Origin of the sequence: Estrella lausannensis (assembly GCF_900000175.1) — a bacterium.
Lineage (GTDB): Bacteria > Chlamydiota > Chlamydiia > Chlamydiales > Criblamydiaceae > Estrella > Estrella lausannensis.
The window spans coordinates 347,162-367,164 of sequence record NZ_CWGJ01000025.1 but is presented as its reverse complement, the minus strand read 5'-3'; the positions used below and the strand labels follow the sequence as shown (position 1 = coordinate 367,164).

General features: G+C 48.9%; 13 protein-coding genes. 10 read left to right on the top strand and 3 right to left on the bottom strand.

Going from position 1 to position 20,003, the window contains the following annotated elements; genetic code table 11:
* The first annotated feature begins 358 nt into the window (after positions 1-358).
* The 4 genes from ELAC_RS08995 (at position 359) to ELAC_RS08975 (ending at position 10,251) form a co-directional block, all read left to right on the top strand.
* Positions 359-2,239 carry a tetratricopeptide repeat protein gene (locus ELAC_RS08995; protein ID WP_098038942.1) on the top strand — a complete coding sequence of 627 codons (1,881 nt, stop codon included), beginning with the start codon at positions 359-361 and terminating at the stop codon, positions 2,237-2,239.
* 642 nt (positions 2,240-2,881) lie between these two features.
* Positions 2,882-4,228, top strand: a complete 1,347-nt coding sequence (gene dnaA / locus ELAC_RS08990; RefSeq protein WP_098039003.1) for a chromosomal replication initiator protein DnaA — start codon at positions 2,882-2,884, stop codon at positions 4,226-4,228.
* A 396-nt stretch (positions 4,229-4,624) separates the two neighbouring features.
* On the top strand, positions 4,625-7,576 hold the full coding sequence (locus ELAC_RS08980; RefSeq protein ID WP_098038940.1) for an insulinase family protein: 2,952 nt from the start codon (positions 4,625-4,627) through the stop codon (positions 7,574-7,576).
* 497 nt (positions 7,577-8,073) lie between these two features.
* Positions 8,074-10,251 (top strand): hypothetical protein, encoded by a 2,178-nt coding sequence (locus ELAC_RS08975; RefSeq protein ID WP_098038939.1) that lies wholly within the window; start codon positions 8,074-8,076, stop codon positions 10,249-10,251.
* A gap of 45 nt (positions 10,252-10,296) precedes the next feature.
* Here the strand turns inward: ELAC_RS08975 and ELAC_RS08970 are convergent, their stop codons facing one another.
* Together ELAC_RS08970 and ELAC_RS11780 are read right to left on the bottom strand one after the other, a co-directional pair.
* On the bottom strand, positions 10,297-11,766 hold the full coding sequence (locus tag ELAC_RS08970; RefSeq protein ID WP_098038938.1) for a hypothetical protein: 1,470 nt from the start codon (positions 11,764-11,766) through the stop codon (positions 10,297-10,299).
* A gap of 105 nt (positions 11,767-11,871) precedes the next feature.
* A complete protein-coding gene (locus tag ELAC_RS11780; RefSeq protein WP_158227858.1) occupies positions 11,872-12,039 on the bottom strand; it encodes a hypothetical protein in 168 nt (55 codons plus the stop codon).
* A 458-nt stretch (positions 12,040-12,497) separates the two neighbouring features.
* On the opposite strand from ELAC_RS11780, the gene ELAC_RS08965 reads away from it, so the two are divergent.
* Genes ELAC_RS08965 through ELAC_RS08945 form a run of 5 tightly spaced genes read left to right on the top strand, consistent with a single transcriptional unit; the run spans position 12,498 to position 18,376 of the window.
* The gene (locus tag ELAC_RS08965) at positions 12,498-14,240 is read left to right on the top strand and encodes an acyl-CoA dehydrogenase family protein (RefSeq protein ID WP_098038937.1); all 1,743 of its coding nucleotides are present in this window, start codon (positions 12,498-12,500) and stop codon (positions 14,238-14,240) included.
* Complete coding sequence (locus tag ELAC_RS08960) at positions 14,241-15,878, top strand: acyl-CoA carboxylase subunit beta (RefSeq protein ID WP_098038936.1); 1,638 nt, start codon at positions 14,241-14,243, stop codon at positions 15,876-15,878. It begins immediately after the preceding gene.
* Between the two features lie 28 nt (positions 15,879-15,906).
* Positions 15,907-17,259: an acyclic terpene utilization AtuA family protein gene (locus ELAC_RS08955; RefSeq protein WP_098038935.1), complete on the top strand. Its 1,353-nt coding sequence runs from the start codon at positions 15,907-15,909 to the stop codon at positions 17,257-17,259.
* Positions 17,256-17,609 carry an AtuA-related protein gene (locus ELAC_RS08950; protein WP_098038934.1) on the top strand — a complete coding sequence of 118 codons (354 nt, stop codon included), beginning with the start codon at positions 17,256-17,258 and terminating at the stop codon, positions 17,607-17,609. Before ELAC_RS08955 ends, ELAC_RS08950 begins: the two co-directional genes overlap by 4 nt.
* The gene (locus tag ELAC_RS08945) at positions 17,606-18,376 is read left to right on the top strand and encodes an enoyl-CoA hydratase/isomerase family protein (protein ID WP_098038933.1); all 771 of its coding nucleotides are present in this window, start codon (positions 17,606-17,608) and stop codon (positions 18,374-18,376) included. Before ELAC_RS08950 ends, ELAC_RS08945 begins: the two co-directional genes overlap by 4 nt.
* A gap of 21 nt (positions 18,377-18,397) precedes the next feature.
* Here the strand turns inward: ELAC_RS08945 and ELAC_RS08940 are convergent, their stop codons facing one another.
* The gene (locus tag ELAC_RS08940) at positions 18,398-18,805 is read right to left on the bottom strand and encodes an acyl-CoA thioesterase (protein ID WP_239414467.1); all 408 of its coding nucleotides are present in this window, start codon (positions 18,803-18,805) and stop codon (positions 18,398-18,400) included.
* Positions 18,806-19,050: 245 nt separating this feature from the next.
* Between ELAC_RS08940 and ELAC_RS08935 the strand changes: the two genes are divergently transcribed.
* Entirely contained in the window at positions 19,051-19,890 is an 840-nt protein-coding gene (locus tag ELAC_RS08935; protein WP_098038932.1) for a hypothetical protein, read from the top strand.
* Positions 19,891-20,003 lie beyond the last annotated feature (113 nt).

Here is a 20,003-nt window from a genome sequence, read left to right as displayed (position 1 = left end):
TTTCAGTGCGAGAAAGAATGCGCGTCAACCCATGAAACTTTTCGATGACTCCCCCAACTTTACTTCGAAAGCAGCTCAAAATCTGGTCTTTGGCAAAGAGAAAGCTCTCGCGTATTGCCCTTCAAAAAGAATCGAAAGATGGTCAAAACAATCCCCAAATTCGACGAAATCCGAATCCGTTGACAGTCTCTAACATACTAAAAATTTTCAAAGCTTATAACCAAATTGGACAAACAAATCATACGATTTCATTCTGTGGACACTCTCTTAATCGACTCCTTGAATTGTCTTTTATTTTTTTGTACCGGCTGATTTAATGATGGCCAGGCCTTCAACCCAGTGTTTTGGCGAGGAATTGATGAAAGAGACAGCAACCATCTTCACGGACTACTTAAAGAAAACGCAGCAGCTTGGTTTGAACAGCAATCCCGAGTTCGTCGTCGGGTATATTCAAAACCAACTCGATCTGCCTCAGGATCCGTTCTTCGAATTGCTTTTGCAAGGCGATTTGGCTTTCTATACAAACGACTATAAAAGCGCCCTGAAATATTATCTCCAGGTCAAAGACATTACCGACGCTCCTTTTTTCTGCCACAGGGCATCGGCGATGCTTTCAAGCGAGCTCGGACAAAAGACGAAGGCGCTCGTCTTTGCAAACAAAGCACTCAAACTCCATCCCGAAGATCCCTGCACTCTCAAGATACTGGAAGAGTTGCTCAAAAATTTCGATGAAGAAAAAGCACAGCAAGTCCGAGATCTCCACGACAAAATCCGCTCCTGCAAAGATCTCGAAAGCCTCCCCCTTCTGTTTTCCGATATCAGAAGCCTCGCCGAACAAAACCTCAAGGAACTGATGTCCGCACCGGAAAAAGAGACCGAAGAGCTGTTTGCCCTAGGCGCTCCATCTAAGGACAAAGAGCATAAAAATCGAACTCTGGAAGATGGAGAGCTAACTTTCAAAAGTTTAGACTCCCCGATCGCAAAGGACATGTTAAAAGAATTTCTGACGGAATCGACCCTAAAACACCGCCCGCCTCCGCCAGAATCGCTGGAACTGTCCAGAATCACCGCCATGCTGGAAGAGCACGCCACCAGCTCTAAACTGCAACACCCAAAATACTCTGACGGCCTGACAGGCAGATCTTTAGAATCCGGCATGATCTTAAAACTCGAAGAATACTCCAGACGCTACCAGAAACTGCTCGAAGATTATCTCGAAGAGGTTTCCTCCAGGGAAAAATGCCAGGATAACTGCCTCTTTGCCTTCAACACGTGGAGCAAAGACATCAAAGACCTTCCGATTCCCGGTCATCTCGATCCAAGAAAAAGTATCAGCGACGGCATTTTCCTACGCTTCAAAGGGAAAGGGATCGCCATCAACCCCGGCAGGCACTTTCTTGCAGAGCTACATAGCAGAAGCTTTTCCCTGCTAGACATTAACTACGTGATCGTCACCCACTCAAAGCGGGAAGCGCTTCAGGACATTGCCCATATTTACGATTTAACCTCCCAGCTTAACCGTTTGCTTGGCAAACCTCACGTCATTCACTACTACTTCAATCGCGCGACCTACCAAGAGATGATCCAAATCTTAAAGCCCAGGTACCGGCAAGAGAAAAGCAGCCTGCACTGTCTTGAACTTTACCTCGATACACCCGATGTGGAGCGCATCGAGCTGCAAGAGGGCATCACCCTCGGTTACTTCCTGACCGCGCAGACATTCAACCCCTTCAGCCCCGTCGAATCCCTCAATTTAGGGCTGAAACTTGAGCTGCAAGACAATAACCTAACCCGCACCATCGCCTATGTCAGCTCTACACACTGGACACCTCTCCTCGGACACCATATCGGCTCTGTGGACCTCCTACTCTCCGGATTTGGCACAACCCAGCCGTCAGATCTCAAAAAGGAGCGCTATCTGGATGATTGCTTAGGTTACTACGGAACCTTGTCGCTTCTTCAAGAGGCCCCCCCGACACTCGCCCTCCTGACCGAGTTCAACAAAACCGTTGCCGGAGCCCGCTTGGAAATTGTCAAAAAAATCCGAGAGGACATCTCGACCGAGAGTTCCGAAACCACGGTCCTGCCCGCCGACCCCGGGCTGAATATTGACTTGGAAAAGATGCTGATCCAATGTAGCATTACCAAAGAGTGGATTGCCCCGCACCTTGCCAAGATCGTTCAGGCAAGCGATCCTCTCGGTAACTTGCAATATCTCTCTCCCTCAAGCTACATTTAAGCTTCGCCCTCTCAATCCCCATTTCATAAGAATTAAAATTTGTTTTTTGGCCTCAAGAAGGCCAAAAAACAAATTTTTAAATCGCTTTCCATATAAAAAAAAGAGACAGATGGCCGTTGTGCATAACATCGATTTTTCCCTTATTTTTCTTATCAACACTTTCCACATTTCCCATGAATTTCCGAACCAAAGAGGGGAGGCCACAAACCCCTCTTCAATAGCAGATTAGGGCTCCCTGTAAATGCATATATTATTTAGATACAACGTATTACACTCAAACCAAACCACTCCCGGGCGAAAGGGCGACTTCGACCCTTTCCCATCTTCTGATTATCAGTGAGTTATCGACAATTCATGAACAAAAGAGAGCAAAGGTCTTGCGGGTATATCGAACCTCGATTAGATTTTCTCAACGTTAAACGCTTCAGGATCGTTTGTGGAAAGATTGTTTATAATTCTTGATTTTCCTTTTTTAAGGACCTGAATCCCGTTAAAAAACATGCCGTTTCATGTGGCTGCCCTGCATCCAATGGAAGACAGCTAGAAGGGCCATGGATTTCACATCCCGGCACGAAAATTGCCGGCCAATACGAATATTTAAAGACACAAGACCCTAGTAACAAGATTGAAGGACTTATGACGATGCTCGCTTTAGACACGAAACAAGCTTGGACCGATTTTCTCGAGTTTGTGAAGAAAAAAACGACACCAGCTGCTTTCGGCAACTGGCTTGCACCTATCGTCTTTGTGGATGGCTCTGAAGAGGAAGTGCAGCTTGAAGTTCCCAACATCTTTGTCCAGGAGTACCTTCTCTCCAACTACAAAGAGGAACTCATCTCCTTTCTGCCAGTCAGGGAAAACGGCGAACCGGCAATCCGCTTTGTCATCGCCAAGACTGTAAAAACGGAAGAAAAAGCACCGACTCCCGCGCCCATAGCCTACACCGTCAAAGCGCCATCACCCTTTGAAGTGGATTTAAATCCACAATACCGGTTTGAGAGTTTTATCGAAGGAGCTGCCAATCAATTTGTCAAATCGGCGGCGATGGGCGTTGCCATGCGCCCGGGACAATCCTACAACCCTTTATTCATCCACGGCGGCGTCGGCCTTGGTAAAACGCACATCCTCCACAGCATCGGCCACCACATCAAAGAGGGCTCCAAAAAGCTGAAAGTGCAATGCATCACCACTGAGCAATTCATCAATGACCTGGTAGACAGCCTCCGCAATAAATCGGTAGACAAAATGAAACGCTTCTACCGCCAAGACGTCGATGTTCTCTTGGTCGACGATATCCAGTTTCTGCAAAACAGGCTGAACTTCGAAGAGGAGTTTTGCAACACCTTCGAGGCGCTCATCAACCAAAAAAAGCAGATTGTCATCACAAGCGATAAACCGCCGGCACAGCTAAAACTCTCAGAGCGAATGGTTGCCAGGATGGAGTGGGGTCTTGTGGCCCATATGGGAGTTCCCGAGTTGGAAACCCGCGTCGCCATCTTGCAGTCCAAGGCCGAAAAAAAAGGTCTCTGCATCCCCAGCAAAATCGCCTTCTATATCGCCGAGCACATCTACAACAACGTCCGACAGCTCGAAGGAGCGATCAACCGCTTGAGCGCGCAAAGCAGGCTGATGAACCTTGCCATCACGGAAGAGATGGTAGAGCACGCCTTGAAAGAGATGTTCCAGCTCAACCCGCAAAGGAAAGTCTCGGTCGAACAGATCTTGAAAGCCGTCGCGATGGTTTTTGAAGTTAAAATCAGCGATCTTAGAGGAGCTATCCGCACAAAAGAGGTCGCCCTCCCCAGACAGGTAGCCATGTATCTTGCCTGTAAACTCATCAATGATTCCCTCCAGATGATCGGTGCAGCCTTTGGAAAGACCCACTCCACTCTGCTGCATGCCAGAAAGACCATTGAAAAAAAGATCGCCGAAGACGAGCTTTTAAGACGCCAGGTCGGCATCGTCGAGCGAAACATCAATTTAGACTAATATTTGCCCATAGATTTTTAGCGTGAAAGCTCGCGTGGCTCATCGAGCGCAAGATGTCTATTAGTAGAAATATAGCGAAAGCATCTCAAAATTCAGGTTTGGCAAAGAGAAAGCTCTCCAAGATTAAAAGATTACAAGTCACCTAATATTAGAAACATGAGGTAACTTGCAAGCTTTCAATCCCGAGGCTTTCTCAAAGCCCCCATGCCAAATTTTTGAAGGACGTTCCGTGTAGAATTCCTTGGGATATGAGGACCGGCCTGAGCCCCCGATTCAGCAAATAAATCATACGCTTTCAGTGTATGGACTACCTCCACATCCCCCGATTCGAAGACTCTGTTTAAATAATCCCGCTTCTTCACTACAATAGGCAGCCAAAAGGAAGGAGCGGTCCCCATGGCAAAAAAAACTCTGATCAAAGGATTCGAAGTCACAAAATCCATTCCCATCCCCGAACTTGACCTGCATCTGACAGAACTTCGCGATGAGAAAACAGGAGCCGAGGTGCTCCACCTGAAAGCAAAAGATCCCGAAAACGTTTTTTGCCTCTCCTTCAAAACCATCCCCAAAACCTCCAACGGGGTGGCGCACATCTTAGAACACATGGTGCTTTGCGGCTCTAAAAACTATCCGGTCAAAGACCCCTTCTTCTCCATGCTGAGAAGGAGCTTAAACACCTTCATGAATGCCTTGACCGGCTCTGACTTTACCTGCTATCCGGCCGCCACCTTGGTGAAAAAGGATTTTTATAATTTACTGGATGTCTATCTGGACGCTGTTTTTTTTCCGACACTCAAAAAAGAGAGTTTCCTCCAAGAAGGACACCGCCTGGAATATCAAACCGGAAAAGATCCCAAAACGCCTCTTGAAATCAAAGGAATTGTTTACAATGAGATGAAAGGAGCTCTTTCCTCTGCCGGCTCGCGCTTAAGCGAAGAGATAAACGCCCAGCTATTTCCAACCATCACCTATGGCATCAATTCCGGCGGCGACCCCAAAGTAATCCCTGACTTAACCTACGAAGAGCTCGTGAATTTTCACAAAGAGCACTACGACCCAGCCCGCTGCCTCTTCTTTTTCTATGGTGACTTGCCCCTAGAGGGCCATCTGGACTTCATCCGCAAAAAGGTGCTCTCCAAAGCAAAGCCGGCTTCCAAACTTCCCCTTTTGCCCCTGGAGAAGCGCTTCACCAAACCGAAATCCGTCAAATCCAAATACCCTCTTTCGCAAGAGGAGATGGGAGAGAAAAAAGCTTACATGTCCCTCGGCTGGCTAACCACCCCCATCCAAGACCAGCAAGAGCTCCTCGCCCTCTCCATTCTCCAGGTCATGCTCATGGACACCGATGCCTCCCCACTTAAAATGGCCATCTTGAAATCGGGCCTTGCTTCCCAGGCATCGCTGTCCTTAGACAGCGAAATCTCCGAAGCGCCCTTAGTACTCACATTGAGCGGCATCGAGGCAAAGGACGCTAAAACCCTGGAGAAAACAGTCTTCTCGACACTAGAAGATCTTGTTGCCAAAGGGTTTAGTAAAAAGCTGATCGAGAGCGCCATCCATCAGTTCGAATTTCACCGTAGCGAAATCACCGGCGACCACTACCCCTATGGCCTCATTCTCTTTTTCAGAAGCGGCCTCTTAAAACAGCACGGGGTCGAACCCGAAGAGGGCCTTCTCATCCACACACAGATCGAAAAGCTGAAAAAAACGCTGAAGAAAAATAAGCGCTACTTCGAAGAGCTGCTTAAAAAAACGATGCTCGACAATCGCCACTTTGTCAAAGTGCTGATGGAACCCGATCCCTCCCTTGCCAAAAAAGAGCTTAAGGAAGAGAAACAGAGAATTCAAAAGATAGAGAAAGCGCTTTCGGCTTCCCAGAAAAAGGCGATCGTAAAAGAGGCCTTGAAACTAGAAAAGGCCCAGAAAGAGGAAGAGAAGCAAGACATCAACATACTTCCTAAACTAACCCTAAAAGACGTGCCGGGCAAAATCAGGGATTACCCACTCAAAGAGGAGAAGTTCGGTCCCCTCAAGGGATACTATCACACCTGCTTTACAAACCACATTACCTACACCGACCTGATTTTCCCCCTGCCCCTGCTTCCTGAAGAAGATCTCTACCTGCTCAGGCTTTTTGCCCTCCTTCTTCCGCAAATTGGTTTAAAAAGCATGGCATACGAGAAGTTCTTAAACGAAGTGCAGGCAAGCACCGGTGGAATCGGTGCGTCGGTCTCGTTGCAATTAAACGCCCGGGATCCAAACCTCTTCACCCCCTCTCTGCAACTCTCAGGCAAGTGTCTGAAAAGAAATACCCAAGAGATGATGCACCTGATGAAGGGTCTTGCCAAAGAGTGTGATTTCACAAATAAGAAACGTATCAAAGAAGTGCTATTGAAACACTGGACATCGCTTGATTCAAGGCTCACTCAAAGTGCGCTGCGCTATGCAATCAGTCTCTCTACTAAAGGGCTTAGCGAGCCAGCACGCATCAACGACGCCTGGTTTGGCTTGACCTATTGGCAAAAGATGAAAGCACTGACACAGAATCTCGATCAGACAATCGATTCCTTAGTCGAAAGGCTGCTCTACCTGCAGCAGGAGATCTTCAAAAAAGCAAGTCCGGAGCTCATCATCTCAGGGGATGAAAGCACGATTGAGCTCCTCCATAGCGAAGATTTTTCCAATTTCTCAAAGCCGTCAAAAGAGCCTAAGCCGATCAAAAGGGCGCCTCGCAAAGAGAAAATCGCCTCCCAGGGCCGTGTGATTTCAGCCCCTGTGTCCTCCGCAGCTATGGCTCTCTCTTTAGTGCCCTATGCCGATCCTCGATCCCCGCTGTTCTCTTTGGCGTCAAGCCTGCTCGAAAATCGCTTTCTCCATCAGAAGATTCGTGAAGAGGGCGGAGCCTATGGAGGCGGGGCCACCTGCTACCCGCTGGCCGGCCAATTCGTCTTCTTTTCTTTCCGCGACCCCCACATCGCGGCCACAAAGAAAGCTTTCAAAGACGCTGTCGCCAAGCTGGCCGCGGGAGGTTTCACCAAACAGGACCTCACTGAAGCCAAGCTGGAGGCTATTCAATCACAAGACTCCCCGGTATCTCCTGGCAGCCGGGCCGATATCTCCTACAGTTTCCATAAAGAAGGAAGAACACCCACCCTCCGTCAGGAATGGAGGGAAAGGCTTCTCAAGGCAACGAAGGAAGAGGTAGTTGATGTCCTAAAAAATGTCATCGCACCCAAGCTTGAAGAGGCGCCTTTTGTCGCCTTCGCCGGTAAAGAACTATTTGACAAAGAAAATGCACTACTGAAAGAGGAGGGAGAAAAACCTCTGCCTCTCTATCCCCTATCTTAGAGGCTATGCCGAAAGTGTCTCGAAGCCAAAACCCAAATTTTGAGACACTTTCTGTATATACCCCCCGCAGATAACCCACGATTTGTTAATTGTCCAAGGAAGAGTTTGAATTTTTTATTACCGATACAAACTCTGTCTGATTTAACAAAATTCAGCCCTTTGTCGAACCCTTAGAGACCGTTAACAGATTCGATTTCTGTGGTTTTCAGGGTCAAAATAATCCCCCAAAGCGACGAAATCCATATCGGTGAACAATCTTGTAAAAGCTCTGGCAAAAGTGTTTCTAATGATGCGATTTTCAGATGTTTTCGACATATTTATCCCCTTCAGAGAAAAACATCGAGAACTCGGAACGCATCACCGATCTCCACGCAGAGAAGCACGTTAAATATATTTTAAATTGCAATATGGGATTTTTAAATCAAACAAAAATTATTTACTTTTATTAACCAATTAACTAAAATACTAAAAAATTCCTCTGTTTTAATAGGTATTCTATGTATTCACCGCCAACATCCCCTGATCCCATCATCACCAGCCCCCCCTTGCACCGCAGAGGATTAGATTCCGCTATAGTTCCTTACAAAGGAAGGATATCTCCCCCGAGCTCCCCTTCCAAATACGGCTCGTTGCTTAAAATTATCAAGGAAGAGAAGGAGTTGGTCGCCACCCTTCCCGCCGTTGAATTTTGCGTTTCCAATGAGGACGAGGCTGTCCAGTCTTCTGACTACTTTTTCGACGGACTCTCGCCCCTGATTGGCAAAGAAAAAAACACGTTCCGCCCCCGAAAATTCAAAGATCTGACAAAAGAGGCTAAAGAGGAGCCCCCCGTTAAAGCGCTGAGAGAGGAAAGAAAGAAGCTGCAGCAGGAACTGGATGAGTGGACAATAAAACGCATGCCCTTCAGCTTCACGGATATGATTGTCTGCTTAGCAAAGCGAGGCCAACACTTTCTCATGGTCGAACATTACCTGCCACCGACACACACCGCTGTGCCTCTATTGAAAAGTGCGTATCAGAAGGCAGTCGATGCCTGCCAGCCGCTTGTACTTCCCGCCAGACTGGATCAACTCGTCGATTTAGGAGCAATGGATCACTCCCTGGCTCTTACGAAAGCAGGTTATAACGAGCCCAAGTACGAAGGCAAAATCAACAAGGCAGCCTGGGATGACCGAACGGATCTCGTCGAGGTCTTTAATCAATGCTGGAATGAGAAAAAACTGCAATTTACACTAGGCAAAGACTCCTGCGAGGAATTGACCCTTAGAAAGTACTTCAAGCACATGCTCTCACAGGCAGTTCCTTTAAAAACAGGAGGAGTCTACGCTGCCCTGAAAAATCAATGCAGATCCGGATCCGGTGATATAAAAATTTTAAATTCCATAATCGCAATCATCATCACCGAAATAGAGGATCTGAAAAAGAAACGTCAAGATATCGCCGAAGCGGCTTTAATCTCTCTCAGGGAAGAGTGCCTCAAAGACCCTTTAAATCTCCTCATCGAAGAGGCTTCGACGCAGCTTATCATAAAAGAGTCACTACGCAGGCCCTCTTCGTTAGCGCACGCAGGAGGAGGCTCAAAAATCGTCATCCTCAGCAACATCATGAAAGAGCAAAGGCAACACTCGCTGGCGCGCTTCTATAATCTGGTGAATTACTACACAGCTTTTGTCAACACGATTCACCTGATGGGAGAGGCCGCTGAGAAGATTAAGCCAGGCTCCAAAACAGTTGTAGCCGATGTTGTGTCGCAAATTTTAGATTACAGTTTTCTTGAATTGGATGAAAATCCGAGAGCAAGAAACGCTCTCGCCTCGTCAACGGCTGCCCCGACCACTGCCCTAAGCACTGAGGAAATTAAGAAATTGATCACCATCTTTCCCCAGGTTCATCGGGAAAGAGATATCATGGGATGGGAAAAAGAGCCTTTGAAGGATCACGACAAGGAAATAGCATCCCAGACTCTTAATCTATTCTTGGCCTTATTCAACGATCAAGATGAGGTGAAAAAGTTTGAAAGGGCACACACACTGCCATTCCCCTCATGTTTTGCCTGGAAAGAAGAGAAAGAGCGGGAGTTTATTACAAACACAGGGGAAAGTTTCACCAAGGCTCCTAAGTCAAAACAGGTTTTATTCAACCACTCCGTCTTTAAAAAGATCGCCACCGAAAAGGTTGATCACAAGGAAATAGAAGAGCATTTCCGCAAGGAGTTCGAAAGCTATACGGAGCAGTACGATGAAGCGAGTGAATTCATTTATATGTCGCTGGAGACAGTGAGGCGCTTCTACCTGAGGCTATTTTCGGAAACGGAGCTGCTGCCCGACTTTATCAACATTGATCTGGATGGCATCTCAGAGTGGCGGGAACCCGATTCGGATCTGACATATAAAAAGTCTCTGGCCAGCGCTTTGAAAAGCCTGGTGCAAACAAAATCAGCTTGCACCCATGCCGACGTGATCAATGCGTTAGTGCCCTACTTTGCCGTAACGCAAAAGAAAGTCGCCCTGCTTCACAGAAGTTGGAGTGTGGAAAAAGACAAATCGTCAAAAATGCTGATAAAACTGATCGGCCTCTACCAAGTGGAAGAGTCCTTGAGGACAGCGCTCTCGAGTCGCTCACAACCGGGCGCCATCTCCGCCATTTTTGCGGAAGCGATTCCCGTCTCGTCCTAGAGATGGATTCTCATAAGCCCTCCTGATCGAAGGGGGGGAGGGCTTTTATTGATGGTCTGAAAAACACCCAGAAGAGGGCTGCTCCGTCCTCTCTGCAGCAGATGATCTTGTATTAATATCTAAAAGAATCTTAACCCGGTCAATATCTTCGGAGCAAAGTTCAGGGTAATCAAGAAAAACCTCTAAACAAGCCAACAGTATCTTTTCGGTTTTCGGGGAAATGTAATCCACTTTGGCGACAGCTTTCCGTAAATACATGAGCGCCATCTTGACGGCATCGGAATTATCTTCGAAGCAAGTAAGATAATGGTAGGCCAAATTAACGTAAGCGATTAAATACTCGTCGTCCGCGGACTTCTCAAGCCAGTATTGATGCTTGTCCAGAAAATGCTCTCTTTTCTCCATCTGTTTAAAGATCTCTAGATTTGTCAACGGTCGCCTCTTCGCAAGAGCATCTATATCTCTGAGAGCTCGCTCTGCCAAGTCTTGGTAGTAGCAAGCCATGTAAAATCGCTCGCGCCCCCTCAGAATGGGCTTTAAATCCGGATCGCACGCATTAATCCATTTGGCAAAATGATCTCTGCATTCTCTGATGTTGTTACCCGAGCAAAACAACTTGAATGGATTTCCACGGCTGCTTTTAAAAATCAGGAAGGAGGTAATCGGTCTTCTTGTCGTCGGGTGACAGACCCGACCCCAGCGGAAATAGTCCCGTAAAAAGCTGATACCATCCACAATCGAAGGTAAACCTCCCTTCGAGGAATCGGCGTACACCACAGCGATAAAATAGGGCAGGCCGCTTTCTTTTCTTGCCTGCATCAATTCTTTAAAAGTGCATTGAGTGTAGAGATCAACATCATCCTCTGAAAAGTTGGCAACTGCGGCCAAGAACGCTTCATAAACTTCTCTGGTAAGCCCGTTTGGCCCGATGAACGTCACATCCTTTTTCTGGGGCACCCCCTGGGGCTGGACAGCGCTTCCAGGATCATTCGAAGTCTTTACAACAGCGCCATCTAAATCGTGTGCGTAGAATTTGACTGATGGGATGTGCACGGGAGTTACCGAAGAGGGGCCCTCCACTCTTTTCGCAGAAGTGATTGGTGAAATGATTTGAGGTCGGAGTTTTGATCCTTCCGGTAGGATCGACTTTGAAGATGAGGTTGCAGAAAATTTCCTGCCTCGTGTTTCAGTGCCACGCGGACTTAAAGAATCGTCCGCAATTTTCGGAAAAGACTGATTTTCAATGCCTTGTCTTGCTACATGGGATACTGAGGTAAATAATGAAGATTGCTGAACCAGCGCGGAAGGGAAAGAGTCGGCTTGGGACGATGGGTTGTACACTTCAGCATACTCGCCCGCATTAACCACTCCTCCTACTTCTGCCACATCGGCAGCTTCGTCCGGAGCATCTTCCCATTCTTGTCGATCTGGTTCTTTGGCCGCATCTCTTGCAAAAACCTCTGGCGTGGACGAGAGTCGGTGAGTAGACGCAAAGCTTGAAGGCGGGAAATACATATAAACCAAAACTTTAAAATCAATCTTACATTAAATTTACATGGTAAAACAAAAAACATCAAGAATAAACAAAGATAAACTATTTTTAATTATAGCAAAAGTGTGTCAAAACTTGCGCTTTCCACAAGCCCATCTTTTGAACAATCCGCGGTGGCCTACAGCTTGCTGATACGCATCCGGAAGGGAGTAGAGAAAACCGCTCTCCAACCTTTCTGAGCAGCAATTCTTAATTTTCTCTGGATTGATGCTCTCAAAACGGACGATAAACAGCATATCCACCGCCTGGAGGGTTAATCTAAAGTATCAAGAGACTTGGACTACCGATCAGTCACCCGACTCCTTTCGACAAAGGAGAATGCCTAAATAAGACTTTCACCGGCGTCGAATTTCGTCAGTTCCAGGCATTATCTGACCTCTATGCGATCCTTTGATGGCGGCAACAGGGCGAGAGCCGCTATTGCTCCCCCCAATCAGCGGGAGGCGAATCTGTTAAAATTCACTAAACCATAAATCAATTAATCAATCAGTATAGCGGTATATAACAACTAACACTCTGCCTGGTAAGTTTTAAACCCGATGGGCTGAAACTTAGCAAACAGTGCACTAAAGACCGCGAATGGAAAAGATTCAATACCGAAGGTGTATCAAAAATTGAATTTTGATACTTTCGTGCAAGAGCAGGCAATACGCCCTCAAAAAATCCACTGCTTGTAGAGAACCTCGGGAGACCCATGGACAAAGATCAAATCAAAATGGCCGAAGAACTATTCTTCTCGGAAGAGAACAAGCCGAGCGCGGCAAAGCTTCTCTATAAAGGAGTGTTTGACAGCCGTGCCTACTTTCCCTTTCCCGATCCCTCTCCCGAAGAAAAAAAGAACTCCGAACGCTATATCGCGAGCCTTAAAACTCATCTCGATAAACACCTCGATCCGGTCAAGATCGACAAAGAGGCGATAATCCCTGCAGAGACAATCAAGAAACTGGCTGAGATCGGACTCTTTGGAATCTCCGTTCCCAAAGAACACGGCGGGCTCGGCATGAGCCAGTACAGTTACTGCAAAGCGATTGAGGAAGTCGCTTCCCGCTGCGGCAGCACCGCCATCTTGATTAACGCCCACCAGAGCATCGGCCTTAAAGGGATCCTTCTGTTCGGCAATGACGCCCAAAAAAAGCGCTACCTTCCCCCGCTCGCCAAGGGAGAGCAGATCGCCGCCTTTTCCCTGACAGAACCCAATGCCGGATCCGACGCTTCCGGGATTGAAACACGCGCTGTCTTCGACCCGGAGCGGAAAGTCTACCGCATCAGTGGCAGGAAGCAGTGGACAAGCAACGGCAGCATCGCCTCGGTATTGACCTTGATGGCAAAGACGGAGGTGACGGGGCCAAAAGGCAAGGAGGATAAAGTCACCGCCTTCATCATCACGCCCGATATGAAAGGGTTTAAAATCTTGCATCCCGGTCTTGAAAAGGTGGGCATCAAAGGGACAAGAACGACAAACCTGGAATTGACAGACCTTGAAGTCCCGGAGGAAAACATTCTAGGACCCCTCGGAGGAGGTCTTAAAGTGTGCCTGACGGCGCTTGATTTCGGGCGAACAACATTTGGTGCGATGTGCCTCGGCGCCTCCAAATACTGCCTTGAAAGGGCCTTGTCATGGAGCGTCGAAAGGATCCAGTTTAGACGTCCCTTGGCCTCGTTCTCGCTGGTGCAAAAAAAACTGGCGGAGATGGCTGCTCTCACCTTTGCCCTCGATGCCACCACCTACATGACAGCGGGACTGATCGATCAAGGTCAGGAGGATGTGATGCTCGAGTCGGCCATGCTGAAAGTTTTTGCCAGCGAATCCCTCTGGAGTACTCTTTATGATACGATGCAGATTTTTGGCGGACGTTCTTTTTTTACCGATCAGCCATTTGAGAGGATGATGCGCGATGCCAGGCTCAATATGATCGGAGAAGGATCCAACGAGGTGCTGCGCGCCTTTATTTCCGCGGTCGGCCTACGGGAGGCCGGTGCCCCGCTTAAAGAGGCTCTTAGCAGTCTGACCTCATCACCGTTTTCCTCCGGTGTTATCCTGGCAAATGCACTTAAAAACCTTATGGGGCTTAGCAAAAGGCCATCGATCCCCAATAAAATCGCCCTGATCGAAAAGGAGTGCGCCGAGATCTCCCGCTTTATCCCCCTTTTCTCCAAGGTTTGCATTAAATCTCTGATGAAATACAAAGAAGGCGTGATCGAGAAGCAACTCCTGCTGAATCGACTGACCAATGTCGCCATTGCCCTCTACACATCAATGGCAGTTATTTCAAGAATCCAAGACGGGGTGCAGGATCCTCTCTACAGAAACCCGGAAAAAGTGGCCCGCTTCTACCTCAGATGGGCAATAGACACCATGCGCCTCAATCTGGAAAACATCGATAACGGCGAAGACTGCTTAGTGAATGACCTCTCCGCAACTCTGACAGGAAAATAGATGATGAAAGCGAAAGTGAAAGAGTCCTTTGTGCAGCCGCCCTCGCTTTTGGCACTGGCAGAAGAGATTGCCATCCAAGAAGCTATCTTGAAAGAAGGCGGAGGCAAAAGGGGTAAAGAGAGGCAAACGCGGCTGGGACGCATGACCGTGAGGGAGAGGCTCGATATTCTCCTGGATAACCCCGATGCATTTTTTGAGCTGAACATCTGGGCCGGGTACAAGATGTATCAAGAAGCGCCCGACCTGCCCGCAGCGGGAGTCGTCACAGGTATCGGCACAATCTGTGGACGGGAATTCATGGTGATTGCAAACGACGCGACAGTCAAAGCAGGCGCCATGTTTCCCCAGTCGGTGAAAAAGATGCTCCGGGCGCAGCGCATCGCATTCGAGTGCCGCCTCCCCATCGTCTATCTGGTCGACTCCTCCGGAGTCTTTCTTCCCCTGCAAGCGGAGATCTTTCCCGACGAAGACGACTTCGGCCGCATTTTCAGAAACAACGCCATCCTGTCTGCCAACGGCATCTACCAAATCGCTGCGATCATGGGCAACTGCATCGCCGGCGGCGGCTATCTCCCGGTTCTTTGCGATAAGCTTCTGATGACTGAAGGCTCCGGGCTCTATCTGGCAGGCCCGGCCCTTGTGAAAGCTGCGATCGGCCAGCTTGTCGATCCCGAGGAGCTTGGGGGAGCACGCATGCATTCTGAAATCAGCGGAACTGTCGACTTTTTAGAAAAAGATGACAGATCCTGCCTGATGCGCATCCGCTCCCTGATTGATATTTTGCCCGAGGATCTGAAATATCAGAAAGGGCAGGCCTCCTTCGAAGTGGAACACTACCCCTACACGATCTACGACATCGTCAGCGGCGACAGCAACAAAATGTATGACACAAGAGATCTACTCTCCTGCATCATCGACCGGGGCTCGCTGCAAGAGTTTAAGAAAGACTATGGCCCCACGCTTGTCACAGCTTTTGCCAAAATCAACGGAATATCTGTCGGAATTTTGGCCAACCAGCGAAAAAGCACTGTCACAGGCAAGGGAGAGATAGAAATCGGAGGAGTGGTGTATGCCGAGAGCGCCGATAAGGCGGCCCGCTTCGTCATGGACTGCAACCAGTCCAAAATCCCGATGGTTTTCCTACAGGATGTCGTCGGATTTATGGTAGGCAAAGAAGCCGAGCAATCCGGAATCATCCGCAGCGGGGCAAAACTCGTCAATGCCATCAGTAACTCGATTGTTCCCAAGATCACCGTCATCGTTGGCAACTCCTTTGGAGCCGGGAACTATGCCCTCTGCGGAAAGGCGTACGATCCCCATTTCATCTTTGCCTGGCCGAATGCCAAATACGCCGTAATGGGTGCCGAACAGGCCGCAGACACCCTGTTTGAAATCCAGCAGAAAGCCGCCGAAAGGGAAGGAAAACCTCTCGATAAAGCGGTGGCCGAAGAAAAGCAACGGGAGATCATCAGGCGCTACGCGGAAGAGATGGACATCCGTTACGGAGCGGCCAGAGGATGGATCGATAAAATCATCTCCCCGCATCTGACGCGCGAAACACTCTCGAAGGCCCTGCTGCTTGCCAAGAGGGCGCCTCCTGTCGCTAAAACATTCCACACAGGAGTTTTCCAGGTATGAACCCCTTAACATGTAGTTATCAATCTCGATGAAAAAAATCAAAATCGCCAATGCCCATGGATTTTTGGGGGATCGGCAAACTGCTGCCAAAGACCTGCTTACGCGAGCACAAGACATCGATTTTATCACTTTCGATTTCCTGGCCGAGCTTTCAATGTCCATCATGGCCCTTGAAAAGAAAAAAGGGCGGCCTGCTTACGCCAAAGATTTTCCCTCGATCATCCAATCACTCGTCCCGTTCTGGAATCAGGGACTGAACTTCAAAGTGGTTGCCAACGCCGGAGGGCTCGATCCTAAAGGCTGCGCCGAGGCTGTGAGAGAGGCGCTGCAGGAGGCATCGGCAAGGCCGTTGAATATAGCCTATATCCTCGGAGATGATGTACTTGAGCTTCTTCAAACAGCTTCAGACGAAGAGTTTCCCTCTCTTGATAGGGACGAGACGATCGCTCCCTACCGGGAGCGCCTTGTTTCTGCCAACGCCTACATCGGCAGCGACGCGATCAAAGAAGCCCTTGATGCAGGGGCCGATATCGTTGTAGCGGGACGCGTCGCCGACCCCAGTCTGACTGTCGGCCCCTGCCTTCATGCTTTTCAGTGGAGCAACACCGATCTGGACAAAATCGCGCAGGCCACAGTAGCCGGACACCTCATCGAATGCGGAACGCAAGTGACGGGAGGAATATCGACCAAATGGCTCGATATCGAAGATCCGACCCATATGGGATTTCCCATCGCCGTGATTCATGAGGATGGACTTTTCTCCATTACCAAACCCGAAGGAACGGGAGGATTGGTCTCCGTAGAGATCGTCAAAGAGCAGCTGCTTTATGAAATCGGCGATCCCGATCTGTATATCAGCCCGGACCTTACCGTCTCCTTCACTTGCATCGAAGCGGAAGAGACGGCAAAAAACTGCGTAGAGGTCAGAGGTGCCAAAGGCCGCCAACCGACAGATAGTTATAAAGTAGTCGCCACCTATCAAGCCGGTTTCAGGGCGGAGGCTATGCTGGTCATCTTCGGTGATCAAGCCTTCAGGAAGGGAAGAAAGCTCGGACAAGTGCTTCTCGAAAGGGTGCGGGAGCAAGGGTTTGAGTTTGACGATGCTGTCATCGAATGCCTGGGAAGCGGCGAGGCGGCTCCCGGCAGGAAGGACTTCAGCGTGCCGGAAATTGTGTTAAGAATCGCTGTCAGGGGATCGGAAGATGCTCTCCAATGTTTTGCAAAGGAGATTGCCCCCTTAGTCACATCCGGTCCGCAAGGTGTTGCGGGATATGCTTCGGGACGACCGAAGATCAGGCCCGTTTTTCAGCACTATCCTACTCTGATTAGCAAAGAGAAGGTGCAGACTACCATTTATTTCATTAGCAGCGAGGGTCTATGAGCCACATCAGGGCGCCAATCCGTTTAATCGCAACAGCCCGCTCGGGAGATAAGGGGTCTCATGCCAACATCGGCGTGATCGCGAGCAACAGGCAAGCCTACGAATTTCTCCTTCTCGAGCTGACCGAAGATAAGGTCTCCTCCCTGTTTTCTGAATTGACGCCGTCTAGCGTTTTGCGCTACCTCCTGCCCAACTTGATGGGGATCAATTTCGTGTTGAAAGATGTTCTGAAGGGGGGGGCAGCCGCTTGCCTGAGAGTTGACTCCCAGGGAAAAACATTCGGGGAGGCCCTGCTCAATATGGAACTGATGATTCCGGAAGAGGTGCTTATCAGGGGGGACGGGGCATGATGGAGGAGCCTTTGGTGAAAATTGTTCCTACCGCAAACAGCTCCTGCGCTATCTTGCTGAACAGACCTTTAAAGAAAAACGCATTGAACATTTCCCTGCTCACCTCATTTCTTCAGGCGATGGAATCGGTCGGCAGCGACCCGGACGTGCGGACAATCTTTCTGATGACGAGTGGAAACGATTTCTGCACCGGCATGGATCTGACTGAAGCGGCCGACGAGAGCCTGATCGATAAATCCTCACATCTGATCGAAAAGGCGTTCCTTGCGCTTCTGACATGCGGCAAGGTCACCATTTCCTGTATTCAGGGAAAGGCATATGCCGGAGGAGCGGGGCTCGCGCTCGCCTGCGACTTTATGCTGATGGAAGAGGGAAGCTCTCTTGCCTTTCCTGAAGTTAAACGAGGGCTCTCTCCTGCCCTTGTATCGGCAATATTAGCCGCGAAACTGCCGGGCAGCATCATCAGTAAATTGCTGCTTTTCTCCCATGAGCTGACAGCCGACGAATCGTTAAAACTTCAGCTTGCCTATGCTCTGGTAAAGAAAGGAGATCTTTTGCAGGCAGCCATCCACTTAGCTTCAACCACGCTCTCTGCCTCCCCTGAAGCGATCTCGGAAACAAAGCAACTGCTTCTTAAAAATTATCGGATCAAAGAGTGTTTTTCGGAGGCGGCCAAAGTTCATCGACAGGCAAGGCGCTCAAAGGATGCCGCCGAGGGTATACAGGCATTTGTCGAGAAGAGAAAGCCTTCGTGGGCCAGCAATTGATGGAAAGAGACCGTGATGCCTTCAATCCAGCAAATAGCGCTCTAAAATAGCCAAAAGCTTTTTGGGAATCGGCATTTTTTTCCTGCTAACCCTCGTTAAAGTGACGTGGACAGTCTTTGCCCTGCCAATCAGTGTTTTATCCCTGAATATCTCGTAGTGGATGTGAAAGGAGGTCTTCCCGATCTTTTCGACCCAAAGATGGGTTTCGAGGCGATCACCCACCCTCAGAGTAGCAAGATAATCCGCTTCACAGTGGACGATGACAGAAACGAAGGACTCTTTGTGGAAGAGATGGTCAAAAGGAAGCCCTTCGGCGGCGAAAAGGTCTTCGATCGCGTCATGGACAAAGCGAAATTGCCGCGCAAAATAGAGAATGCCTGCCATGTCGGTGTCGTGCATCCGCACCTGATTGTATCCAACGAACTTCATGCTTCATCTCCATCCCGGTTGACACTGCTTCAGGCTGGGTCGGTCAGCCCGGATCCGTTTGCTTTCCGCATTGGCTCAACTTGGAAGGTATACGCCAATGGCTTGAAAATCAAGTCTTGATCGCGCCTCTTTCGTTGAGATGAAGTGCCCCCCTGGACGAAAGAGCTTTGCCAAATTATGATGCATTTTGACAGGTTGCCCCGCTACAATTCCGTTTTTGATACCCTAATCCTAAAAGAGGCCCTATGTCCTTAAATGCGTTTATCTTAATGATTCTCTTACCCTTCACCCTCAAAGCATTTTCCCTTCAGGCGGAGGAGAAGAGCCCGAAATATTTGGCGAAAACGCCCATCTCCCGCCCTGCCGAGGAAGAAATATCGAACCCTAAAGGAGAGCTTTTCCCCGAAACGGAGACTGCCGGCTACCTCCTTGATGACCCGGTAATGAAGTTCACACTCGAGAGGCTCTTCAATGACTCAAGCGCCACCCTCACACCCGAATACATCCAGTCGCTGGGATTCACATTTTTAAATCAGATGGGTCTTCACGTGCTGGTCGCAAAACACCCCGGAATGCATGGCTACGTGTTCAAATTCTTTCAATACAACGTCTTCCCCGGCATTGACTGGCGCTACTGGATCCAGCGCGTTGAAGGAGCCAAGCTCATCAAGGAAGGGATCCGTCAATTCGGCTATGAGAAGCTGTTTAAAGTTCCTAGAAAATGGCTCTTCAAAACTCCATGCCTTCAAGTGATCGAGGGAAGGACCTATCCATCCTTCATCCTGATCGCCGAAGACATGCGCCTCGTCCCCTTTGAAGAAAATCAGAAGCTGTGGAGAAAAAAAACAACGGAGGCGACTCTGATCGCCCTGCATAAGATGATCAAAACCTATGGTCTGAGGGACTGTGCCCGCATCACGAATGTCCCTTGGTGCAAAGATGGCAAAATCGCCTTCGTCGACACGGAAACTTTCCACTCCACATCACTCAACTACCACCCCCTAGTCGAATTCCTCTCCCGAAAAAATAAAATCCGCTGGGAGCATATTGTCCATGCCGGAGGCGACCCGATGTCTCCCCCATAAATGCTTTTATACCGGTGGAAATTTTGTCTTGTGAACCCAGAGCTCTCAGAAACCGCCGAGCTGTCAAATTTTAAATTCATTTCGGTATAGCAAAATCCTCACAGCCGCTATAA

What these genes read in the sequence shown, in the direction of transcription:
- ELAC_RS08995 (WP_098038942.1), top strand. Translation starts at nt 359, where the DNA reads ATGAAAGAGACAGCAACCATCTTCACGGACTACTTAAAGAAAACGCAG.
- ELAC_RS08940 (WP_239414467.1), bottom strand. Translation starts at nt 18,805, where the DNA reads ATGAAGTTCGTTGGATACAATCAGGTGCGGATGCACGACACCGACATG.
- ELAC_RS08975 (WP_098038939.1), top strand. Translation starts at nt 8,074, where the DNA reads ATGTATTCACCGCCAACATCCCCTGATCCCATCATCACCAGCCCCCCC.
- ELAC_RS08960 (WP_098038936.1), top strand. Translation starts at nt 14,241, where the DNA reads ATGATGAAAGCGAAAGTGAAAGAGTCCTTTGTGCAGCCGCCCTCGCTT.
- ELAC_RS11780 (WP_158227858.1), bottom strand. Translation starts at nt 12,039, where the DNA reads ATGCTGTTTATCGTCCGTTTTGAGAGCATCAATCCAGAGAAAATTAAG.
- dnaA (WP_098039003.1), top strand. Translation starts at nt 2,882, where the DNA reads ATGCTCGCTTTAGACACGAAACAAGCTTGGACCGATTTTCTCGAGTTT.
- ELAC_RS08980 (WP_098038940.1), top strand. Translation starts at nt 4,625, where the DNA reads ATGGCAAAAAAAACTCTGATCAAAGGATTCGAAGTCACAAAATCCATT.
- ELAC_RS08950 (WP_098038934.1), top strand. Translation starts at nt 17,256, where the DNA reads ATGAGCCACATCAGGGCGCCAATCCGTTTAATCGCAACAGCCCGCTCG.
- ELAC_RS08945 (WP_098038933.1), top strand. Translation starts at nt 17,606, where the DNA reads ATGATGGAGGAGCCTTTGGTGAAAATTGTTCCTACCGCAAACAGCTCC.
- ELAC_RS08955 (WP_098038935.1), top strand. Translation starts at nt 15,907, where the DNA reads ATGAAAAAAATCAAAATCGCCAATGCCCATGGATTTTTGGGGGATCGG.
- ELAC_RS08965 (WP_098038937.1), top strand. Translation starts at nt 12,498, where the DNA reads ATGGACAAAGATCAAATCAAAATGGCCGAAGAACTATTCTTCTCGGAA.
- ELAC_RS08970 (WP_098038938.1), bottom strand. Translation starts at nt 11,766, where the DNA reads ATGTATTTCCCGCCTTCAAGCTTTGCGTCTACTCACCGACTCTCGTCC.
- ELAC_RS08935 (WP_098038932.1), top strand. Translation starts at nt 19,051, where the DNA reads ATGTCCTTAAATGCGTTTATCTTAATGATTCTCTTACCCTTCACCCTC.